The organism is Methanomassiliicoccales archaeon (genome assembly GCA_014361295.1).
Lineage (GTDB): Archaea > Thermoplasmatota > Thermoplasmata > Methanomassiliicoccales > JACIVX01 > JACIVX01.
Genome location: JACIVX010000001.1, coordinates 634363 through 655838, shown reverse-complemented (window position 1 = coordinate 655838; position 21476 = coordinate 634363). Strand labels below are relative to the sequence as shown.

At 45.8% G+C, this 21476-nt stretch carries 19 protein-coding genes and 2 tRNA genes; 13 read left to right on the top strand and 8 right to left on the bottom strand.

The window, feature by feature from the left end; all coding sequences use genetic code 11:
- The first annotated feature begins 86 nt into the window (after positions 1–86).
- A complete protein-coding gene (locus H5T41_03260; GenBank protein MBC7107799.1) occupies positions 87–1034 on the top strand; it encodes an FKBP-type peptidyl-prolyl cis-trans isomerase in 948 nt (315 codons plus the stop codon).
- A gap of 85 nt (positions 1035–1119) precedes the next feature.
- Here H5T41_03260 and H5T41_03255 read toward each other — a convergent pair whose 3' ends face one another.
- Genes H5T41_03255 through thiD form a run of 4 tightly spaced genes read right to left on the bottom strand, consistent with a single transcriptional unit; the run spans position 1120 to position 5338 of the window.
- Positions 1120–2214, bottom strand: a complete 1095-nt coding sequence (locus tag H5T41_03255; GenBank protein ID MBC7107798.1) for a glycosyltransferase family 4 protein — start codon at positions 2212–2214, stop codon at positions 1120–1122.
- Positions 2211–2792 carry a hypothetical protein gene (locus H5T41_03250; protein MBC7107797.1) on the bottom strand — a complete coding sequence of 194 codons (582 nt, stop codon included), beginning with the start codon at positions 2790–2792 and terminating at the stop codon, positions 2211–2213. Before H5T41_03250 ends, H5T41_03255 begins: the two co-directional genes overlap by 4 nt.
- A gap of 27 nt (positions 2793–2819) precedes the next feature.
- On the bottom strand, positions 2820–3971 hold the full coding sequence (locus tag H5T41_03245) for a glycosyltransferase (GenBank protein MBC7107796.1): 1152 nt from the start codon (positions 3969–3971) through the stop codon (positions 2820–2822).
- Positions 3972–3979: 8 nt separating this feature from the next.
- Positions 3980–5338, bottom strand: a complete 1359-nt coding sequence (thiD, locus tag H5T41_03240) for a bifunctional hydroxymethylpyrimidine kinase/phosphomethylpyrimidine kinase (GenBank protein ID MBC7107795.1) — start codon at positions 5336–5338, stop codon at positions 3980–3982.
- Positions 5339–5452: 114 nt separating this feature from the next.
- Between thiD and H5T41_03235 the strand changes: the two genes are divergently transcribed.
- Together H5T41_03235 and H5T41_03230 are read left to right on the top strand one after the other, a co-directional pair.
- Positions 5453–5821, top strand: a complete 369-nt coding sequence (locus H5T41_03235) for a hypothetical protein (GenBank protein MBC7107794.1) — start codon at positions 5453–5455, stop codon at positions 5819–5821.
- A 29-nt stretch (positions 5822–5850) separates the two neighbouring features.
- Positions 5851–7884, top strand: a complete 2034-nt coding sequence (locus H5T41_03230) for an LUD domain-containing protein (protein MBC7107793.1) — start codon at positions 5851–5853, stop codon at positions 7882–7884.
- Here the strand turns inward: H5T41_03230 and argH are convergent.
- Both argH and H5T41_03220 read right to left on the bottom strand, forming a co-directional pair.
- On the bottom strand, positions 7879–9324 hold the full coding sequence (gene argH, locus H5T41_03225) for an argininosuccinate lyase (protein MBC7107792.1): 1446 nt from the start codon (positions 9322–9324) through the stop codon (positions 7879–7881). The two genes, H5T41_03230 and argH, sit on opposite strands and share 6 nt — an antisense overlap.
- Positions 9275–10546, bottom strand: coding sequence for an argininosuccinate synthase (locus H5T41_03220; protein MBC7107791.1), 1272 nt, complete (start codon positions 10544–10546; stop codon positions 9275–9277). Before H5T41_03220 ends, argH begins: the two co-directional genes overlap by 50 nt.
- A gap of 211 nt (positions 10547–10757) precedes the next feature.
- Between H5T41_03220 and H5T41_03215 the strand changes: the two genes are divergently transcribed.
- The 7 genes from H5T41_03215 to H5T41_03185 all read left to right on the top strand — a co-directional run bounded on the left by H5T41_03215 (position 10758) and on the right by H5T41_03185 (position 17734).
- Positions 10758–11777: an N-acetyl-gamma-glutamyl-phosphate reductase gene (locus tag H5T41_03215; GenBank protein ID MBC7107790.1), complete on the top strand. Its 1020-nt coding sequence runs from the start codon at positions 10758–10760 to the stop codon at positions 11775–11777.
- 3 nt (positions 11778–11780) lie between these two features.
- Positions 11781–13007: a bifunctional ornithine acetyltransferase/N-acetylglutamate synthase gene (gene argJ, locus H5T41_03210; GenBank protein ID MBC7107789.1), complete on the top strand. Its 1227-nt coding sequence runs from the start codon at positions 11781–11783 to the stop codon at positions 13005–13007.
- Between the two features lie 9 nt (positions 13008–13016).
- Entirely contained in the window at positions 13017–13892 is an 876-nt protein-coding gene (argB, locus tag H5T41_03205) for an acetylglutamate kinase (GenBank protein MBC7107788.1), read from the top strand.
- A 36-nt stretch (positions 13893–13928) separates the two neighbouring features.
- On the top strand, positions 13929–15107 hold the full coding sequence (locus H5T41_03200; protein MBC7107787.1) for an aspartate aminotransferase family protein: 1179 nt from the start codon (positions 13929–13931) through the stop codon (positions 15105–15107).
- A 67-nt stretch (positions 15108–15174) separates the two neighbouring features.
- Positions 15175–15879, top strand: coding sequence for an ACT domain-containing protein (locus H5T41_03195; protein ID MBC7107786.1), 705 nt, complete (start codon positions 15175–15177; stop codon positions 15877–15879).
- Between the two features lie 98 nt (positions 15880–15977).
- Positions 15978–17315, top strand: coding sequence for an acetyl ornithine aminotransferase family protein (locus H5T41_03190; protein ID MBC7107785.1), 1338 nt, complete (start codon positions 15978–15980; stop codon positions 17313–17315).
- 2 nt (positions 17316–17317) lie between these two features.
- Positions 17318–17734: a hypothetical protein gene (locus H5T41_03185; protein ID MBC7107784.1), complete on the top strand. Its 417-nt coding sequence runs from the start codon at positions 17318–17320 to the stop codon at positions 17732–17734.
- 4 nt (positions 17735–17738) lie between these two features.
- Here H5T41_03185 and H5T41_03180 read toward each other — a convergent pair.
- Together H5T41_03180 and H5T41_03175 are read right to left on the bottom strand one after the other, a co-directional pair.
- Positions 17739–17814 (bottom strand) — tRNA-Thr (locus tag H5T41_03180).
- Between the two features lie 127 nt (positions 17815–17941).
- The gene (locus H5T41_03175; protein ID MBC7107783.1) at positions 17942–19159 is read right to left on the bottom strand and encodes a DUF362 domain-containing protein; all 1218 of its coding nucleotides are present in this window, start codon (positions 19157–19159) and stop codon (positions 17942–17944) included.
- A 162-nt stretch (positions 19160–19321) separates the two neighbouring features.
- Between H5T41_03175 and H5T41_03170 the strand changes: the two genes are divergently transcribed.
- The 3 genes from H5T41_03170 (at position 19322) to H5T41_03160 (ending at position 21473) form a co-directional block, all read left to right on the top strand.
- Complete coding sequence (locus H5T41_03170; GenBank protein ID MBC7107782.1) at positions 19322–20443, top strand: M42 family metallopeptidase; 1122 nt, start codon at positions 19322–19324, stop codon at positions 20441–20443.
- Positions 20444–20533: 90 nt separating this feature from the next.
- Positions 20534–21325: an FKBP-type peptidyl-prolyl cis-trans isomerase gene (locus H5T41_03165; protein MBC7107781.1), complete on the top strand. Its 792-nt coding sequence runs from the start codon at positions 20534–20536 to the stop codon at positions 21323–21325.
- Between the two features lie 73 nt (positions 21326–21398).
- Positions 21399–21473 (top strand) — tRNA-Arg (locus tag H5T41_03160).
- Positions 21474–21476: the final 3 nt, after the last annotated feature.

Below are 21476 nucleotides of genomic sequence, written 5' to 3'. Positions count from 1 at the left end.
AAGGCAGGTAATGTTTGCATGATATAAAAAGAATCGTGGCGTTCTGGATGGATTTATTGTTAAGTGAGCGATAAGGGAAGGTTTATATGACGCAAATCGATGTGCTCGCGAGCATCTCCATGAGATCTGCCATTGACAGAAAAAACTTGATGGGTGCGCTGAACCTTGCATTCATCGTCCTGATTGCAATCCTGCTGATCAGTGCCAGCAGCGTTGCCATTCTCATCTACGAAGGAACAAAAAGTGAGTCCTCACCAGCTCTTCAGAAAGCAAAATGGGGCGATACTGTCAAAGTCGATTACATCGGTAGATTCGCTGACGGAAGAGTCTTCGATACCTCAATATGGGATGTCGCTTCAAACAATGCACTGTATCCAAAGTCTTTATCATTTACGCTGAAAAATCAAAGCGAATATAAGCCTCTTCAATTCAAAATTGGTAGTGGACAAATGATCAGGGGATTCGAACGGGGAATCATTGGCATGGCAGTTGGCGAGACGAAGGTCATCGTTGTTTCGCCGCAGGACGGATACGGTGAACTTGATAAGTCGAAACTCGTCACTCTTCCATTGATTGAGGAGATATCAGTTTTTGAATCCTATAACATCACCTCCTTTGTTGAAAAATTCTCAGCATATCCAAAGGATGGCCTCACACTCAAGGATCCAAAATGGGGGTGGGATGTCATCTGCCTCAACGTCAATACTCTTACGAACAAGGTACTTGTGATGAATACACCAGTTCCTGGCGGAATTTACAAAATTTATGTTGATTCGCAATCTTCATCTCAGACAGGCTGGTATGCAGAGGTCAAGTGCATCGACTCCTCCGCCAACGGTGGGGCTGGCATCATCCGGGTACATCATCTTCTCACGAGCAGTGACGCTGGTATGATTAAGGGAAAAGACGAATTCGGAAAGACATTCTATTTGTATGAAGTTGACGAGAATGCGGGAAATATCGTCCTTAATTACAACGCTGAGGTCGTTGGGAAGACGCTTTATTTTACTATCACGTTGCTCGATGTTCTCTGACTATTGTCATTCCTTGTAATTTTCTCTTTTAATTCTGTACTAAAGTAATAATCATGTGCAGTGATTCCGAGTTGATTCCTGGAGGTCATTCTGAAATAGATCTATTCGCCTGCGAGGAAACCTCGACGTATATCCTTTCCATCATCTTCGCTGCTTTATCCCAAGAGAATTCCTTTGCCCTTTCTCGTGCCTTACGACCGAGATCCCTCCTGAGATCATCGTCAGACAGTAACGCATTTATCGATGATGCCAGTTCTTTTGAGTTCCTCGGTTCCACTAGAATCCCCGCCTCTCCAATGACATCTGGCAAACCTCCGGTTCTTGACCCAACGACAGGTTTCCCATAAGCCATTCCCTCCGCGACTGCGATCCCATAGGATTCGATTAGTGACGGCATTACAAAGATCTTGCATCTTGCCAGGAGTTGGTGTTTTTTTTCTTCGCTGACTTTGCCCAAAAAGATGATTTTCTTTTCCAATTGATATTTTTTAGCGAGTCTCTCCAATCGGTTTCTCTCGGGTCCAGAGCCACAAATGATCAACTTCTCATCAACAAACTTCATCGCTTCGATAAGATATCGAAGACCTTTCGTTCTGACGAGTCTCCCTATAAACAGGATAAAGTCCTCTTCGTCGTTTAAGTTCCTATCCGGTGGAAGGTCAACACCATTTGGTACAACCGATAATTTTTCGGCTGGAAACCCCCGAGAGATGAGGTCCTTGGCGACAAAATCGCTGATGCACACGATTCTTTGAAATTTTTTCTTGTTTCTACTAAAGAGCATATCATTAACAATGCTCAATGAACGAAGTAGGCCATCGCCCTCACCGTATGCATTGTGCCAGGTTAGTACTTTGGCTGTATTCTGAGAAACCACCGACTTTGTATATCCCCTGGCCCACCGATAGTGCAGGTCAATCACATCGGGCTTCAATTCTTTGAGAGTGATTTCAATACCCTTTGTCCAAATCATTGGAGGATTGTATATATTGAGATAGAATGAGGGCAATCGTTTAACATAGTACCCATCGATTTCTTCGATTTCCTCGGTTTCCGGTAATCTTCCCGTAACGACGTAGACTTCATGGTGGCAAGCCAATCTCCTTGAAATATGATGGATTCGGTGCTCAATTCCACCAAGATACGGGTAGTGAAACGGATTAACAATTGCGATTCTCATTGGTTTTTCTTCAGCCTCCTGCTCTTGAAATACGCACAAACGAAGCTGATCGCAATCACAATGAGAATCATCATCAGAGTGATTGTCTGGGCAGTGCCAGTGGATAGCAATGCAAAGAAAAGACCACTTGCGGTTAGAATGATTCCGTATTTACTGATCCCACCAATGAACGTGTAAGCAACTGATTTCGTATACGACCATTTGCAGATCGCGACAAAAGCGCCGAGAAATGGGAGAATTGGTGCGATTCGATTCAGCAGAATGATTCTTTCATCACCCATGACGAGGAAATCTTTGTACTTGTTAACCGCTCTTTCAATCCGCTGTGGGACCTTGGATTTCTTGACGATTAAATAAAGTGTCGTCAGCCCGAGAAACTCTGAAATGGCGATCACTCCCAAAATCGCCAGACCAAACCAAGTTTCGGGCTTTGTCATGAATATAATGACGGTAAAGAGCTCAGGCAATGTCGGAAACACGATGGCATCGATGTAAAAGAGAATGAATATACATCCCAGCATACCCCATATGCCGAGAGGTAAGAAATAAGAATAGATGACCTGGCCGATGTCAATCATCCGAACATGTACTCTCATTCACTTACTTTATCTTTCCGCCAGCCTTCGTTTCTTTTCTTTAATTACATACTCGTATAGGTCGCAAAGTTTTCTTACACTTTCAATGGCCGAAAACTGCTCTGCCCTCTCTCTTATCATTTTTCCGTGTTCTTTGGGGCAGTTAATCGCTTTTTCAAGCGCATCGGCGCAGCTTACGGGGTCGTCTTCAAAAAGATAGCAGGGTTGGTTCTGGCCAATGATTTCCGCAACAGCCCTATAATTGATGCCCGCCACGGGCTTCCCGCACGCCATTGCTTCGAGAATGACGAGTCCTTGAGTTTCGAATTTTGATGCCGTTGCAAAAGCATCGCATGCAGCATAATAGAGAGGTAATTCTTCGTCTGGCACGAAACCTGTGAAAATTACCTTATTTGAAATACCCATGCGACTAACCATGTCCAAATAATGTGATCTAGCAGGACCATCACCGACGATCATCAGTCGCGCCTCATCAACTCTTTCTGCGAGCAGAGCGAATCCTTTGAGCACGAGATCGATATTCTTTTCCCAAGAGATTCGACCGAGGTGAAGAATGACCTTGTTGTTTTCCAAGCCGTACTTTTTTCGCACTGGAGAGCCGTCAATGGAGGGATTGAATCTCATACAGTCAATCCCTGTCGGAATCACCTTGATCATCCTCATCCCAGGTGCCCGCTGTCGAAGTTCATCACTGATCGCATGACTTGGGGCGATGACCGCATCGGCACGTTCGAGAAGTTTTCTTATATAAAACCAAGAAAGTCGGTTGATGACCGGTTCTGGAATTGGTAATCGTATGAAGTACTTGGAGGCATCTGTCACCATCGTATGGAACGAAATGACGACTGGTTTTTTTAGAGTCCTGCCTGCGAACATGCTCCGCAGAGCCATGTAAAATAGACCGTGCGTATGGATTACATCGACATCCAATTTCTTTAGAATCTCGCATTTGTTCGAAGGAAATGGTGCGATCCTGTAACCGGGATATTTTTTGTAACCGAAAGACCGAAAATAATAGACGCCGTCCTCTTTGTCCCTAGGATTTTCTGGTTCTGGAGCGAATATGATGACCTCATGCCCAAGTTCCTCGAGTTTCTTCTTTGTCAATAGAATTGAGGTGACAACTCCATCCCGGGTTGGCAAGTAGCTTTCCGTAAACATCGCGATTCTCACGGTATCACCGCACGGTCGAGCGCCAACCTTATTTTTCTCAGGACATCTGAGGGATTTTTTCCGAGGATACGAATCATCGGCTCTTTTCCGTGACCTCCTTTATCAAAAATCACATCTGGAATAAACCCAGCTTCTTTGATCGCTGTATCCGTCCCCCACTCCATAGTTTTTCTCCCTTCGGGTTCGTGAGTTCTGTTGAACGAAGCGACGCTCAAACCCGCGAGTTTCAGACATGCGAGGATATTCTCATGATATCGAATGTTAACGGCTGCGCGGATTGATAGATCATGTTGCATCGCCGCGAGCACTACTGTTGCAATGTGTTTTGAAACTCCAAAGTCTGGACAGCCGAGATGAGTCGGCCGGTCGCCGACAACGCCAATTCTCCCGTCGAGTCCACAGACTTCATCAAGTCCACGTGCGCACGGAAGTGCATATGCGAAGTTGATACCAACCTCGGGAACCCAGGAAGTCGGAAGAATCGATTCAAGTTCCCTAACAGCGGCTTTCAGCGATTTCATAACCGCGTATCGCTCCATTTCCTTTTCCGCCGTCGCCATCGGGTTGACAATCTTCAGACCTTTTCCGATCGCATAACGCATATCAATCGAATTGCTCAGTCTATCGCGTGCTAAGTAAACCGCTTCTTTGATGGTCTTGCCGATTGCAAGATAACCGGCAATATATGCGGAAAGAATACAACCTCCGCCATGACCGCGGTGCTCGACACGACGCGAAACGAACTCCACAATTTCATCACCAAGGCAAAGTGTATCGACGATTTTTTCGCCCTGTAAATGACCTCCTTTGAGCACGACCGATTTTGCACCCATATCGAGAATATACTTGCAAGCCTTTACTCTATCTTCATCTGACCTAATTCTGAGACCTGTAATCGCTTCAGCTTCTGGAATATTCGGTGTCGCAACGGAAGATATTGGAATTACATGATCCTTAAGCGATCGAATCAGATCTTCCTTCGATAATGGATCGCCAACACCTGCCACAAGCACGGGATCTACAACGATTGGAAAATGAAGATTTTTGATTCTTTCCGCAACTGCCTCCGCGATCTCAGCACTGTATAGCATTCCGGTTTTCACCGCTCCGATCGTTGTATCCTCGAGGATCGCGTCGAGTTGAGAAATAATGTGATCCACCGGAATTGGGTGAATTTCATGTACATGTTGTGTGTTCTGAGAAGTGACAGCGGTGACGACCGAGACGCCGTGGATTCCCATCGAGGCGAGCGCTTTGATATCCGCCTGGAGCCCTGCGCCCCCGATTGAGTCCGATCCGGCGATTGTCAATACAACGAGCATGGTTGAATATTCCCTCTTGTAGATATTTTTCACCCTTCATTCTAAGCAATTAATCGTTTTTATCAATTTGATCGAGAAGAGACCTCCATATAAAACAATACTCGATTTCAACAGATTTAAATAGAAACTTGTATATGGAACGCCACAATGAAGGCGACCAGTGGTCATTTCGTTTTTAAGAAAAATACATCTTACAAGGATCTTGCAAAGATCTTCCCCGAACTTCTTAAGACTTTCCTGGAAGAAACGGATCAGTTGCCTGAAGATGAGGACGTCCTGCAGATGTTCATCCACCTTAACCAGGTGGAATTAGAGAGAGATAGAAAACCTGAGGGTTACAACAGAAAGGGAAAGATGAGACTTGTGTTTCCAATCAATAGGAAAGAGTTTTACATCAGGGGTACGTCCAAGGGCGGCGAGGTCGTTAGGGTCGCTGAAAGGCTCAGCAGAATGCTGACGAAAGCTGGTATCGCCCATGATCTGGAATGGGATGCCCTTTCTTTCATCGAAGAATAGGGGAAAGTGAACGGAGGCTTGCCGATCCAATGACAAATGAATCGAATTTTTACGCGGAAAAGGCGAGGTTCATCATAAAAAGAGCGATTGATGATTATGCAAGATTTGAGGGAATGCGCAGAGCTTTTCAAACGAATTTTGATAATCAGGAAATCAATAAACTCAAAATTGATGGGTTCGAGCAAAGAAGGGAAAGGGCCAGAGAGGTACGGCGGAGATCCTTCTCCGACAATTCCCTTCTGAAAAAAGCAATTGCAAGATTAGAAGCAAACGGGATACGAGTCCGCACCGCATCGACAAAGGATGAAGCCCTCAATATGATCCTCGAGGAAATCGGGGATGAGAAGCTCATCGTTAAATCGAAATCGAATGTCACAAAGGAAATCGATCTAACCCATTTTCTTGAATCGAAGGGGATTGAGGTCGTTGAAACAGACGCGGGCGACAGAATTGTTCAACTCGCAAGGGAACGAACAGTACATCCAACAGGTCCGGCACTGCATCTCACGAGATACGATGTGGCGCGGATTCTCAGTGACCATCTAGACCGACCGGTTGAGCCAAATCCAGATGAATTGACCAAAGCGATCAGAAATGAGATCTCAGCGTTTATCTCGAGGGCATCTATCGGAATTACCGGCGCAAATTTCATCACCGCTGAAGAAGGCTCGATCGTTGTCGTGCACAACGAGGGCAATATTACGGCTTGCGCGCGACGACCAAAAAAGCACATCATCGTAAGCGCAGCCGAAAAGATTGTTCCAAATCTGGATGAAGCGATGAATTTTGCCAAACTTCAAATTCTCTATGGCACTGGCAGTCTGAATAGTTCATTTATCGACGTGATCAGCGCTCCGAGCCGGACTGCGGATATCGAGAAGATCATGTTTTATGGAATGCACGGTCCAAAGGAGGTCGTGCTGATTCTCATCGACAATGGAAGGAGTGCGATTGAAGACAAAGAAGTCATGTACTGCATTAACTGCGGAAGCTGTCTATTGAAATGTCCAGTTTATGATGTTTTGGGTCCTGACTTTGGAGGTCACGCGTATTTGGGTGGTAGAGGTGTATGTTTCACTGCCGAGTTGGAAGGCCTCGAAAAGGGTGTCGAGGGCGGTCTCACATATTGTACTCAATGCGGTCTCTGCACCGAGATGTGCCCCGTAAAAATCGATACTCCAAGATTGATGAGGGAGATGAGGTGCAGAGCCGTACAGAAGGGACTTCTCCCAACGCCAGAACAGGAGGAAATGATTTCGAACGTGAAACAATGGGGAAGTCCATGGAACGAACCGCCAGAGAATAGAACGGAATGGTCAGATGGTTTAGATATTCCGTCTGATGGTTCTATTCTCTATTTTGCTGGGTGCTTCAATTCACTTCGTGCACCTGAAATCCCAAGAGCGGCGATCGATATCCTCATTTCCGCAGGGTTGAATGTATCGTATCTAGGCGCCGATGAGGTATGTTGTGGTTCGCCTTTTTTGAAAATAGGTGCGAAAGACGTTTTTGTGACACTGGCATCAAGAAATACTTCTAGAATGAGAAAAACAGGTGCACGCAAGATCATCACGTCCTGTCCAGGCTGTTACAACATGCTGTCCTTGTACTCACAATATGTTCCTGAATTTGATTTCAAAGTCGAACACATTTCTCAAACAATCGCATCATTTCTCAAAGAGGGAAGGATTGAATTTCGAATGAAATCCATGCACGTGACTTACCACGATCCTTGCGATCTTGGTCGGCATCGAGGGATCTTTGAGGCACCTCGTTCGATCATCAATTCGATACCTGGCCTAAAGCTGACTGAAATGAGATTCAACAGAACTAAGTCGATCTGTTGTGGCGCTGGTGCTGGGGTGAAAAAGACCCATCCCGAACTCGCATCATTCATCGGCAGAAGAAGGCTCGAGCAAGCGATCGAAACCGGTGCCAATCACCTCATCACTGCTTGCGCCTTCTGCGAGAACAATTTCAGAGATGCGCTTAAGTCTTCAAATCACGGGATTGAAATTGTTGACCTGGTCACCCTTACAAGGGATCTTGCGATTTTTTCATGAGAGCAATTTTTTCCAAATCCTTTTCAATCTCAGATGTTCTTTTCTCATCAATCCTTTTTGCCTTGTAAGAATCTCGGTGCATTCTTCGATCTGTTTTTCTACAGCATCCGGCGAAGTCCCTCCATAGGATCTTCTCCGGTTGACACACGCTTCCACCGAAAGAATCGGAATAACGTCATCCTCGATTCTTTCGGAAAATCTTTTCATCTCGGAAACGCTCAATTCTTCAATCTTCTCTCCTTTTTCGATCGCATATCTCACGATCTTTGCTGAAATCTCATGTGCGTCCCTGAATGGCACTCCTTTCAATACAAGGTAGTCTGCGAGATCAGTCGCGTTGAGATGTCCCTCGAGAGCCCTCGCTTTCATCTTTTCCTTATCAAAACGTAGTGTCTTCATGGCTGGCACGAGGATTTCGAGTGAGGACCTTGTTGTGTCAAAAGCTTCGAAGAGAAGTGGCTTATCTTCCTGAAGATCACGATTGTAAGAGAGGGGGAGTCCCTTTACGAGCATCATGATTGCATTGAGATTCCCTGCAACCCGTGCAGTTTTACCCCTGATAAGTTCAGCGATATCGGGGTTTTTCTTTTGTGGCATGATCGAACTGCCAGTTGCATAGGCATCATCAAATTCAACGAATCCGAATTCAGGAGTGCTCCATATGATAAGCTCTTCGCACAGAGAACTCAAGTGAATCATCGTCATCGTGCAATTAAAAATGAATTCCGAGACAAAGTCTCTATCGGACACGGCATCGATCGAATTTCGCGAGGGACGATCAAAGCCCAAGAGTTGCGAAGTGTACGATCGGTCAATGTTGAATGTCGTTCCTGCCAATGCAGCGGAACCAAGGGGACAGATGTTTATCCTTCTATAGGTCTCGGCGAAACGATCGAAGTCTCTCTCGAGTCTCGAAAAATGAGCAAGCAGGTGATGCGCTAGTGTGATCGGTTGAGCGTGTTGCAGATGTGTGAATCCAGGCATGATTGTTTCGAGATTTTGTGTCGCCTTGTTTAGCAAAATCTCCTCCAAAGAATGGAGAAGAGACATGAGCGTGAGAGTGCAATCCCTCATGAACATGCGCAAGTCTGTAACAACCTGGTCATTCCTGCTCCTTGCGGTATGAACTTTCTTGCCGATATCTCCTAGGTGATCAACTAATAGAAATTCGATGCCGGAATGAATATCCTCGATATCTTCAGGCAGCATGAGTTTGTTTGTTTCAATGTCGTTGAGCAATTTTTTCAGATGCTCAATGATTCTATTGCATTCAGCTTCTTCGATAATTTTCTGTTTGCAGAGCATCTTGACATGGGCGATAGAGCCGACAACATCATACCATGCGAGGCGTCTGTCCCAGCTCAAAGAAGAAGTGAAGGAGAGAACCTCGTCAGCGATTTTTCCCTTGAATCTCCCCTTCCATAGTGTTTCCTGACTCACTCGAATTCACCTGTCTTTTTCGTATTGCCGCAATCGTCTTCAATGGAAGTCCCCAGACATAAATAAATCCTTTTGCCGCAGTGTGATCGAACTGGTCTCCTTTGTCGTATGTTGAAAGAGCGACATCGTACATCGAATAGGGTGATGACCTCCCTACGGGTGTTGCGGCTCCCTTGTACAATTTAACCCTCACATCTCCAGTCACGTATTCCTGGGTCTTATCAATAAATGCGTCGAGCGCCTCCTTAAGCGGACTGAACCATAAACCTTCGTACGCAAGTTCTGCATATCGTTGTTCTATAATTCTCTTGAAGTTTAGGAGATCCTTGGGCAAGACGAGCTTCTCAAGGTCGCGGTGTGCGTTGATAAGAACCGTAGCTGCTGGACATTCATATACTTCTCTTGATTTGATGCCGACGAGTCTATCTTCGATATGATCGATTCGACCGATACCATTCTTCCCCGCGATCTCATTCAATTTTTTGATAAGTTCGACAGGCTTCATCTTCTCTCCATCGATCGATATTGGAATCCCTTTTTCAAACCCGATATCGATGTATGTTGGCTCATCCGGTGCCTTGGCCGGTGAAACGGTCCATTCAAAAGCATCCTCTGGTGGTTCTTGGCTTGCATCCTCAAGAATACCGCATTCAATGCTTCTACCCCAAAGGTTTTCGTCAGTGCTGTAAGGACTTTCCTTCTTAACTTTAATCGGAATCTTATGAATTTTTGCGTATTCGATTTCATCCTCTCTCGTCATTACCCATTCTCTCATCGGCGCGATGATTTCGATATGCGGTGCAAGGGCACCGATCGAAACATCAAATCGGACTTGGTCATTCCCCTTAGCTGTGCAGCCGTGGGCTATATAAGACGCCCCCTCCTTCATTGCCACATCGACTAGTATCTTTGCAATTAGCGGTCTAGCAATCGCCGTGCTGAGGGGGTATGTACCCTCATATAGCGCATTTGCTTTGAGCGCGGGAAAGATGAATCGTTCCGCAAACTCGTCCTTCGCGTCGACCGCATAGGCATTCGATGCTCCGATCTCTTTTGCCCTTTTGATATCCTCATTGATGTTTCCAGGCTGGCCGACATCGACCGAAACTGCAACGACATCGAAGCCATAACGTTCTTTGAGCCATCTGATGGCAACAGATGTATCAAGACCGCCCGAATATGCCAGCACAACCTTTTTCCTTTTAGAATCACTGGATACCATTTTTATCGAGGCGTCAAATCTTGAGTTATTATAAAACGATGATGACTTGTCAACGACATTTCGATAAAACTCAGTCTTCTTTCGGACATTTTTGATTCAGTGCTAAATCAGTCTCTACGAAGACAGCAGGCTTCTCAATTGTCTGAAATCGGTCATCATCCTTAATATTCATTTATTTTTAATCGAACCCTGAGTTCAGAGGAATATGGACATGGTACGTGCTGCAATAATCGGAGGCTCAGGTTATACGGGCGGAGAACTAGCCCGTATTCTATGTCGCCACCCTAAGATGACGATAGTCTCAATGACATCGAGACAGCATCCTGGCGTGAAGGTGTCGAAAATTCACCCGTTCCTCGAGGGATTCGTTGATCTCAGATTCGACGAAAAGCTCGGGAACGCAATGGATTGCGATCTTGTTTTCGTTGCAACCCCATATGGCGCCTCCATGGATATTATTCCAGAACTCATCGACAGAGGAATCAAGGTCATCGACCTTAGCGGCGATTATCGTCTCGGTGATGCGAACATTTATCGTAAATGGTATGGAATCGAGCACAAAGATCCGAAGAATCTGAAGAGTGCGGTCTACGGAATTCCTGAGCTTTTCAGAAACGAAATTGCAAAAGCGCAGCTCGTAGCCAATCCTGGTTGCTATCCAACTTGCGCTGTACTCGCCCTGGCACCTTTATTTGCCGAGGGCATTGTCGATGGAAAAATCATCGTTGACGCAAAGAGTGGAACCTCGGGTGCGGGTATGGAACCGACAAAAACAACGCATCACCCTAATTGCGGTGCTAATGTGATCCCCTACAAGGTTGGATCTCATAGGCATACACCTGAGATTGCGATGGCACTAAGAAAGATCGGAGATGCTCCTGTCGAGGTGATCTTTACGCCCCATCTCGTTCCGATTGTGAGGGGCATTCTGTGCACCTGCTACGGGACGCTTATCAAACCAATCGCACATGATGATCTTTACTCAATTTATCAGAAATTTTACAAGGATAGCAGATTTGTCAGATTGAACAACATCCCCTCGATTCCATCCGTGGTTGGATCGAATTTTTGCGAGGTTGGATACGAATTTGCGGGCAACGGAAATCTTGTGGTCTTGGGGGCGCTCGACAACCTTATAAAAGGTGGGGCAGGGCAAGCGATCCAGAACGCAAACATCATGTTTGGTATCGAGGAGGAAGCCGGACTCGACTTCCCGGGCATGGGGGTGTGATACTTGAAGATCATTGACGGTGGTATCACAGCTCCGCTTGGATGGAAGGCGGCGGGAGTGCATGCTGGCATCAAAAAGGAAAAGCTAGATTTGGCGATTCTTTATTCGGAAAGACCTGCAAGAATTTCGATTGCTTATACTCAAAACAAAGTCAAGGCAGCGCCAGTTGAAGTGATGATGAAAAGAGATCCGGAGTTTCTCCAGGCCTTCGTGATTAACAGTGGAAACGCCAATGCATTAACCGGATCGAAGGGAGTTGAGGATGCAATCACGATGATTAAGATTGCTGCTGCAGAACTTGGCATTGACGAAAATCTTATGGGTGTCGCCTCGACAGGTGTTATTGGGCGCTATCTTCCGATGGATAAGATCGCTGCGGGAATCCCTCTCGCGGTGAAATCGCTCGGCAGAGGGAAAAAGTTCGACGAACTCGCATCAACGGCAATTCTCACAACAGACACTGTAAGAAAAGAGGCGGCATGCCAGGTCACACTTGGTGATGGGAGAACGGTGACAATTGGTGGGATGGCGAAAGGAAGCGGCATGATTTCACCATCGATGAAAGCACTTCATGCAACGACATTGAGTTTTATTACCACAGACGCCCCGCTTTCATCGAGACCTGACAAAAAATGGCAGGAGGTCTTGGATCGTAGTTTCAATATGATCAATGTTGACGGCGACCAGAGCACAAATGATATTTCGGTGCTTATGGCAAACGGTTGCGTTGAAGGCCAGCCCGTTGACGACGATCCAGTTTTCTGGAAAGCCGTCGAATGGATTGCGAAAACGCTGGCAAAAAAGATCGCATCTGATGGTGAAGGTGCGACCAAATTGATTGAAGTCGTTATCACTGGAGCGCGCACGGAGGAGGACGCGCGGAGGGCGGCGAAAGCAATCATATCGTCAAATCTGGTCAAGGCTGCGATTTTTGGATCCGATCCCAACTTTGGAAGAATCATTGCAGCCGTCGGCAATTCGAACAGCCATTTCGATCTTGAAAAGATGCAACTGATGATCTGTGCCAATGGGACGAATGTCAAGCTTTTCGATCACGGCAATCCTATTCAGTTTTCTGGAAAGACGACGGAAACCATCGCGAGAAAGGTACTTTCAAACAAGACAATCACGATCAAGGTCGATTTGGGAGTCGGTAGTCATTCAGCGGAGGCGTGGGGGTGCGATCTCAGTTACGATTATGTGAGGATCAATGCACAATACACAACGTAGGTGGAGGAAATGGCAGGGGTAGAAATTCCTAAGGAAATGATCCCGCGGCTGGCAAAGTTGCGTGGCAAAAAAATTGTCATCAAGTTCGGTGGAAGTACGCTCAACGGAAATGGTGACATGGCCAGTTTCTGCGAAGACATTGCGTTGTTAGTTAGTCTTGGTGTCAGACCTGTCATCGTGCATGGTGGCGGCCCAGAGATCAATGACGAGATGAAGAAGCTGGGGAAAGAGATCAAGAAGGTCGCGGGTTTGAGGGTGACCGATGACGAGACGCTCGAGATTGTGCGGAATGTTCTTGCAAGAATCAATGAGGAGATCGTAAACGCACTAAGGAACGCTGGAATCAAGGCAATTGGAATTGAGGGGGCAGAGGGCAGAACGGTGATTTGCACAAGGATGCCTCCAATCAAAACAAAAGATGAAAACGGTCACGAATGTTTCGTCGATCTTGGAAATGTCGGAGAAGTCTCCAAGGTCGATCCCACGCTCATCAATCTCCTATGCGCGAGTGGATTTGTCCCCGTTGTTTATCCGATATGCGTCGATGAAAATGGGAAGCGCGTGAATGTGAACGCTGATACCGTAGCCGCTTATCTGGCAAAAGCCCTGAGATCTGAGGATATCTTCCTGGTTACCGACGTTCCGGGCTTGATGAAAGAGAACGGGAACGGGGCAACAGTCATACCGCAAGTATCATTGAGGGAGATTGATGCACTAATCGCGAGTGGTGTTGTCAAGGATGGCATGGTTCCGAAGCTCGAAGCCTGTCGTCTAGCGATCCTCAGCGGCGTTAAAACAGCGCATATGGTCTGCGGAAAGATTCCACATTCGATCCTCAACGAACTTCTCGGAATGAAGAATTCAGGTACGAGGATTACCCATTGAGTCAGTTTATATGAACAATCTTGAAAGGCGAAAGTGATGAAATTCGAAGAAATCAAGAAACTCAGTACTTCCTACTTATTTTCAAATTATTCGCGGGAAGAAGTCTGTTTTGAAAGGGGTTATGGCGAATTCCTTTATGATCTAGATGGAAATGAATATCTGGATCTCGTTGCCGGGATTGCCGTAAACATTCTGGGACACTGCCATCCAGCAATCACGAAAACTGTGAAGGAACAGGTCGATAAACTTGTGCACGTTTCCAATCTCTATTATATCAAGGAACAAGCGCAACTGGCTCAGGCCTTGGCAACGATCATGCCAGAGCCTTTGAATCGTTCCTTGTTTGTCAACAGTGGTGCAGAGGCCAATGAAGCAGCACTCAAATTGGCTGTGAAAAAAACAAAGAGGAGACGTGTCGTTGCTGCGTATAATTCATTTCACGGGCGAACAATAGGTGCGCTTTCCGCAACTGGACAGCAAAAATACCATGACGGTTTCGAGCCTCTGTTATCAAATGTCTTTGATTTTATTAATTATGGCGATGTTGAAGCGCTTAAAGAGATAGTCACGTCGGATACGGCAGCTGTTATACTCGAGCCAATACAGGGAGAAGGAGGGATTGTAGTTCCTTCAGCTGAGTTCTTGAGAACGGCAAGGGATGTGTGCACAGACAGAGGTGCGTTACTGATTCTCGACGAGGTGCAAACCGGACTCGGCAGGACGGGAAAGATGTTTGCCTTTGAACATTTTAATATCGCTCCTGATATCGTCACGCTTGCCAAAGGATTGGGAGGTGGTTTTCCCATAGGGGCGATCGTCTCATCGGATGACGTCGCGAGCGTATTCCAGCCCGGATCTCATGGCTCGACGTTCGGAGGAAACCCTTTTGTCTGCCGCGTTGCTACGAAAGTTATCGAAACCATCAAAAGTGAAGGACTGGATAACCGTGCTAGGGAGATCGGGGAGGCATGGATCTCTCGCATCAAATCTCTTTGCAACAGCAACGCCTTTGATGTGAGAGGCAAAGGTCTGATGATCGGGATAGAAATGGGTGAGGAGGCAAAACAATTTCAGAAGTTTTGTTTCAAAGAGAGAATTCTCGTCAACGTTTGTGCTGGGAAGGTCATAAGAATGGTTCCTGCACTGACTATTTCTGAAAGCTCGATATCGAGATTTGACCAGACGCTTGTCTCGTACATTGATACGCGAAGCTAAGGCGGGATCGTTGGTTTTCGAAATATAATTAATTTTTAATACTCAGATTTGCAATCCTCCAAATCTCATGAAAAAAACGAAGCATAAGGAAAGCGTCGCTGAACGGACGCGCGCTTACATTGATTCTCATCCCAGTATTAAAGATTGTATTTCCAAAGATCTCATTAATTTCTCTTCTTTGGCAAGACTGATTATGAAGGAAGAGGGGATTAAAAATGAAGAAGCCGTCATGATCGCCTGCCGCAGATACGCGTTGACGCTTGGGAAACACGATCACGAAAGGGAAATTTTATCGGTTATAGGGAATAGCAGAGTGGAAGTGAAGACGAAGATATGTATCGTGACGGCGAAAAACGATTGGACGGTCCTTCAACGTCTCGAATCAGTTTTTCGAAAGCTCATCAATGAAAAGGCAATTATGCAAGTAATCCAGGGCACTCAAGCGATTACGATCATTGCAGACGAAAAGCTTAAGGGCGAGGTCGTGGCAGCTGTCGGCAAGGAGAACGTTTTGAAAGTACGTCAGAACCTCGTCGAAATTTCTGTTAAGTCGCCTGAGGTGATTACGGAGACTAGCGGTGTTTTTGCCTACCTTGTTTCCAGCCTCGCAGAGGGTGGTCTGAACATCGTCGAAACGGTGAGCTGTTACACAGATACGATCTTCATTGTCGCTGAAGCGGACATGATCCGGGCGTATTCGATTCTATCGAAATGCATCGAGAGAGCAGAAGAAATTGAATCTGCGCCGGAAGAAGAAAAAGATCTTTTCTAGTGAATTTTGCCAATTTTTCGGATCTTTCGGCCGTATTAATCAATGCCAGCAAACAATAAAATAGTGGTTGAATAATAAATCAGATCGGAGATGCGACGATGAACAAAATACCAGCCATTAAGACCGAACTGCCAGGGCCGAGAGCAAAAGTAATTATTGAAGATGATGAAAAATATCTGGCGACTTCTACAAAGGCATTGCCTCTTGCGATTGAGGCCGGGTATGGGAGTACGGTGATCGACGTTGACGGGAATAAATTTCTTGACTTCACGAGTGGAGTCGCTGTTCTTAACCTCGGTCACCGTCATCCCACCATCGTGAAAGCGATCAAGGAGCAAGTCGACCAGTTTATTCACTTTGCTGGAACTGACTTTTATTACGAGGTACAATCAAAGCTCGCGAAGAAACTAGTAGAGGTTACGCCGGGTGCTTTTGATAAAAAGGTCTTTTTCAGTAACAGCGGAACAGAATCGATCGAGGCGGCAATGAAAATCGCTAAATGGTCAACGCGTAAAGGCCAATTCATCGCATTTATTGGTGCGTTTCATGGTAGAACCATGGGATCTCTATCGCTGACTGCAAGCAAACCCGTGCAGCGAGCCAGGTATTTCCCAGGGGTTCCGGGCATCATTCATATTCCGTATGCTTACTGTTACCGTTGCCCTTATCGTCTTGAATACCCCTCATGTGATATCTGGTGTGCAAAGGTTCTCGAAGAAGTCTATTTTGAATCATTCATTCCTTCGAACGAGGTCGCTGCGATTTTTATGGAGCCGATTCAGGGGGAAGGAGGATACATCGTTCCCCCGTCGGAGTTTGTCCAGATCATTTACGGAATATCGAAAAAGTATGGTATCCTTTTCGTCGACGACGAAGTACAAGCGGGTATTGCGCGGACAGGAAAAATGTGGGGGATCGAGCACCATGGGGTTGTGCCTGATATTGTTTGTTCTTCAAAGGCCCTCGGATCGGGCATTCCAATTGGGGCGACGATATACGACAAGAAGCTCGATTTCGGCGAAAAAGGTGCTCACTCCAACACATTTGGTGGAAATCCTGTCGCATGTGCGGCAGCCCTTGCGACGCTTGAGGTTATCGAAAGAGAGAACCTCATCGAAAAAGCAAGGAAAAGTGGGGAGCATCTTCGCAAAAGGCTGGAGGAACTTAAAGAGAAGTACGAAATCATTGGCGATGTCAGGGGAATTGGTATGATGCAGGCGACGGAGTTCGTGCGTGATAGAGTAACAAGGGAACCTGCTCCAGCTGAGAGGGACAAAATCATCGAAATTGCGTTCAAAAATGGTCTTATACTTTTAAGCTGTGGCAAATCTTCAATCCGCTATATTCCCCCGTTGACGACAACAATTGAAGAAATCGACACTGGAATTGAGATCCTAGAGCGATCAATTGCGACCGTTGAGAAGATGAAGAAGTAGAATTGAGGAAATGGATACTGAAGATCTTTAGGAATAGCAACTCGGTTTGGATAGAGGGGAAAGGCTACAGAAAGAAAATCTTAGCTGACGGAAATGATATTGAAAAAAGAGATTTACTGCTGCAGATTGTGCAATTCAGAAAGGGAGAGAAGCTTCCCTTTCACTACCATCTTGTCCAAAGTGAACTTTTCTTCGCTCTGGATAGGGTGAGTTTCCTCATTAATGGTCGCGAAGTTTTCCTGGACAAATTGGATGCTCTTCTGTGCGAACCTGGTGATATCCATGGTCAACCGAGCTTTCCAGAAGAGGCATCGATTCTTGTTTTAAAAATTGAATATCCTGGGGATAAGGATACGTACTGGGTTGATGAAATTGATACGTTTACATGTGAAAGATCTGTTTATGGATTGTACGGATGAAAAATGGAGCCACCAGGGAGATTTGAACTCCCGACCTGCTGATTACAAGTCAGCCGCTCTTCCAGCTAAGCTATGGTGGCGCCGTTCCTTGTATTTCACAACTAGCATTTATCATTTTTTCATAGAAGCGGTCAATTGATGTCAACGGTCGATGTATTTATCTAATTCATCGGTGGCTCTTTGGATCAAGAGCCGTAGGTCTTCAAATCATTTTTCCTTTTTATATAATTCTTCCGCTTCCTTTACAAAGATGTCGCTGCCGTATTTTGTTTCACCCTTTGCAAACTTCGAGAGCATTTCCCGTACTATCATGCCCGGTGGTGGGCATCCCGGAATGAACATCCCCTTATCCCTATTTCGATACTGACATTTGCCAAGAAGAACGAGTTTATCGTTTTTGGCAGGTTCGACTCCTCTGCCCAGTGCGATGACGATCCCTCCGTTGCGCCTGATAACCTCGAGCTCTCCAGACTTTTCCATGCGTTCGAGGGCAACACTGAGAGCACCAGCACAACCGCTACAAGGATCGCCCCAAAGGATCTCAACACCCTTATACAAACCCTTCAGTGAGTAAACGGGTCTTTCAAATTTGATATGAAGGTCAGATAGTTGTTCCCCAACTATTATAGGGTTATAGCTCTCAAGATCGATACCCCTGGCTTCCGCAACTAGTGCTAAATGCCTCACCTCGTAAGGAGCGAATCCCATGATCCTGCACGCAACGAGATCTACGTCAAATTGATCTCGACCGGCGATAAGGAGACCTGCGTTTGCGGGCGTACCGGTCAGTGGCCCCTGTCCCTGTTGCCCGATAATGCCATCCATAATAACAAGTTTAGAAGAGATGATCGACGCTAGATCAGCAATGCTTCCGTCGAGGCCCATGAAATGAAATTTTCTCTTCCACTGATGAGGAATAACGCCCTTCAGGTTTTTCATGGAAAGAGTTACTGTTGTGTTGATATGGGTCTTCATGACTGGCATGTTGATCAGAAATTCGCACTCTGCTATTGTTCGCGCAACTTCAATTGTATCAAAAACATTGGGTTCTTGAACGTCGATCTTGACAGTTGTATCTTTGTTCAGATCAACGACTTTCAAATCGAGCTCTCTGGCGAGTTGTAGGAAACCTGTCTTTTCAAAACACTCAAATGTGTCATGGCCGACCATCGACCCCTCTGCAATCGTGATCTTATCGACCCCTCTTTCCCTCAGCCACTTAACGACTTCCTTGACAAGCAATGGGGAGGTCGTGCTCCCCGATCTCCAATCTTCGCCCCAGCAGACATTTGGCTTGATAACAACGGAGGAAACTCTTGGTAACTCATTCTCAATGGCCAGAGGTTGAAGGAGATCCTTCAACTTCTGTTCAATATGTGCTATCTCATCACGATGGCATCTGCGAATCGAAACGGGACAGTGCATTATCACCACTGTTTTCTGTTTGATTCTTCCATCACATTTACTTACATATGATAATATCGCTTATGGCAGTAAAGACTTGCGAATTTCAGAAGAAGTTTTATTATTTGTTTTGTCTTCCTCGTTCAAAAGGATCGGGTCCTCAGATCCTAGAGATGAGGTATCATTATGGATAAAGAATCTCTGAAATTTTTTGAAGAACTCTGTAACAGTCCAGGTCCAGCGGGGTTCGAAAGGGAAACAACGCTATTGATGAAAAGTTACGTTCAGAAATGGGCGGACGCCGTGTATACTGATAGGATGGGAAGTCTCGTTTTCGAAAAAAAGGGTAATTCAGAGACCCCTACAATTCTAATACCAGGGCATATCGATGAAATCGGATTCATTATCACAAGCATTACGGATCAGGGCTTTTTAACATTTCATCAGCTCGGCGGATGGTTCGACCAAGGTCTTCTTGGTCAGAGAGTTACCGTGATGACAAGAAAGGGGAAGCTGAAAGGGGTCATTGCAATTAAACCTCCGCATCTTATGGATGAGGAAGAAAAAAAGAAGGTTATAACAAAGGATAAAATGTTCATCGATATTGGATGTTCGAATAAGGATGAAGCTGAAGAGATGGGTGTCCGGATCGGTGACGCCGTCGTTCCAGACTCGACATTTTTCACGATAAAGAAGAGGGCTTTCAAAGAAGGAAAATTCATCGGGATAAAGACGCTGGCATTTGGAAAAGGATTTGACGATCGGGTCGGAGCGTTTATTGCTGCTCAGGTTGTAAGAACATTAAAAGAAAAGGAAATCGATCATCCAAATAGGGTTGTCGGTGCTGCGACGGTTCAGGAAGAAGTCGGCTTAAGGGGTGCAAGGACCGTTGCAAACCTCGTAAAACCTGATGTCGCGATTGTCATCGATGTGGAAATCTCCGGTGATGTTCCTGGTGTGGAGCCAAAGCAAGCGCAAGCAAAATTGGGAGAAGGCATCGCGATCACGACGTACGATGCATCGATGATTCCTAATCAGCCTCTCAAGGAATTGGCAATCAGCATCTGTGAGAAGAACCGCATACCTTATCAACTGACAACGATAGCAATGGGTGGTACAGACGCAGGCGCGGTGCACATCAGCAATATCGGTTGTCCAAGCATCGTTGTTGGACCGCCAACACGTCACATTCATTCACATGTTGGTATCCTCGATCTAGGGGATGTTGATCACTGCGTAAAGTTCGTCGTTGAGATGGTCAAGGTTCTCGACAAATCGAAGGTGGATTCGCTGACGCTTATCTAAGAGGATTATGGCATCCCTGACCAAAAATTATAAGAACAGTCAAAGGATGACACCGCTTATCGTTACTGACGGTGTTCATTGGTGAGTTCAATGTCGACAGAGAAAGCAAACGAAAGTGTCAAGGTATCAAAAGGTGACATCATCAGGCTTGAATTCGACGGCTGGATTGTGGAGAGCGGCGAGCTTTTCGACACAACGAATGCGGAAAAAGCCAAGGAGGCCGGGATTTTCAATGAGAATCTCACTTACGCTCCGATTCCAATCCTGCTTGGAAGCGGCAGAATATTTGAGGGGCTCGAAGAGGCCATCCTTGACGCGGAAGTCGGTGTTGAAAAGGAGGTCGTTATTCCTCCAGAGAAAGCTGCGGGACAAAGAGATCCAAAGCTCGTGGAAATACATCCAATAAGAGAATTCTTGAAACAGAATATCGAACCGAAGGTCGGTATGGAAGTTAGCATGAAGAATCGCGTTGGAACGATCATCTCAGTTACAACTGGTAGAGTCAGGATTGATTTCAATAAAAGGCTCGCTGGCAAGACGCTAAAGTATAAATTTAAGGTCGTTTCGAAAATCGAAAATCCTGAAGAAAAAGTTAAAGCAATTCTCGAGATGGATTATGGCACGAGCGATGGGTTCAAAGTTTCGCTTGAAGATAAGAAGGCAATCATTTTCCTTCCAGATATCTGCAAGTATGATCAGAAATGGCTTATTTCAAAGTACAGGATTGTCTCTGATCTCAGGGACGCTCTGGGCCTCAATATAGTGCAATTCATCGAAGAATATGTGAAGAAAGAGGAGGAATCGAAAGTCGAGGAAAAAAAGGATGAGGAAAAGAAAAATGAGTCTGTCGAAAATCCCGAAAAATCCGAGACCTCTCAATAATTAAAGCGATTGACAATCACGTTCGATCCAGCGAGCAATCTTTTTATTTTACTATTTTTCTATCTAAGAATATGGGCGTGTGGCCTAGCATGGATATGGCAGCAGCCTCCTAAGCTGCAAGTCAGGGGTTCAAATCCCCTCACGCCCGCAC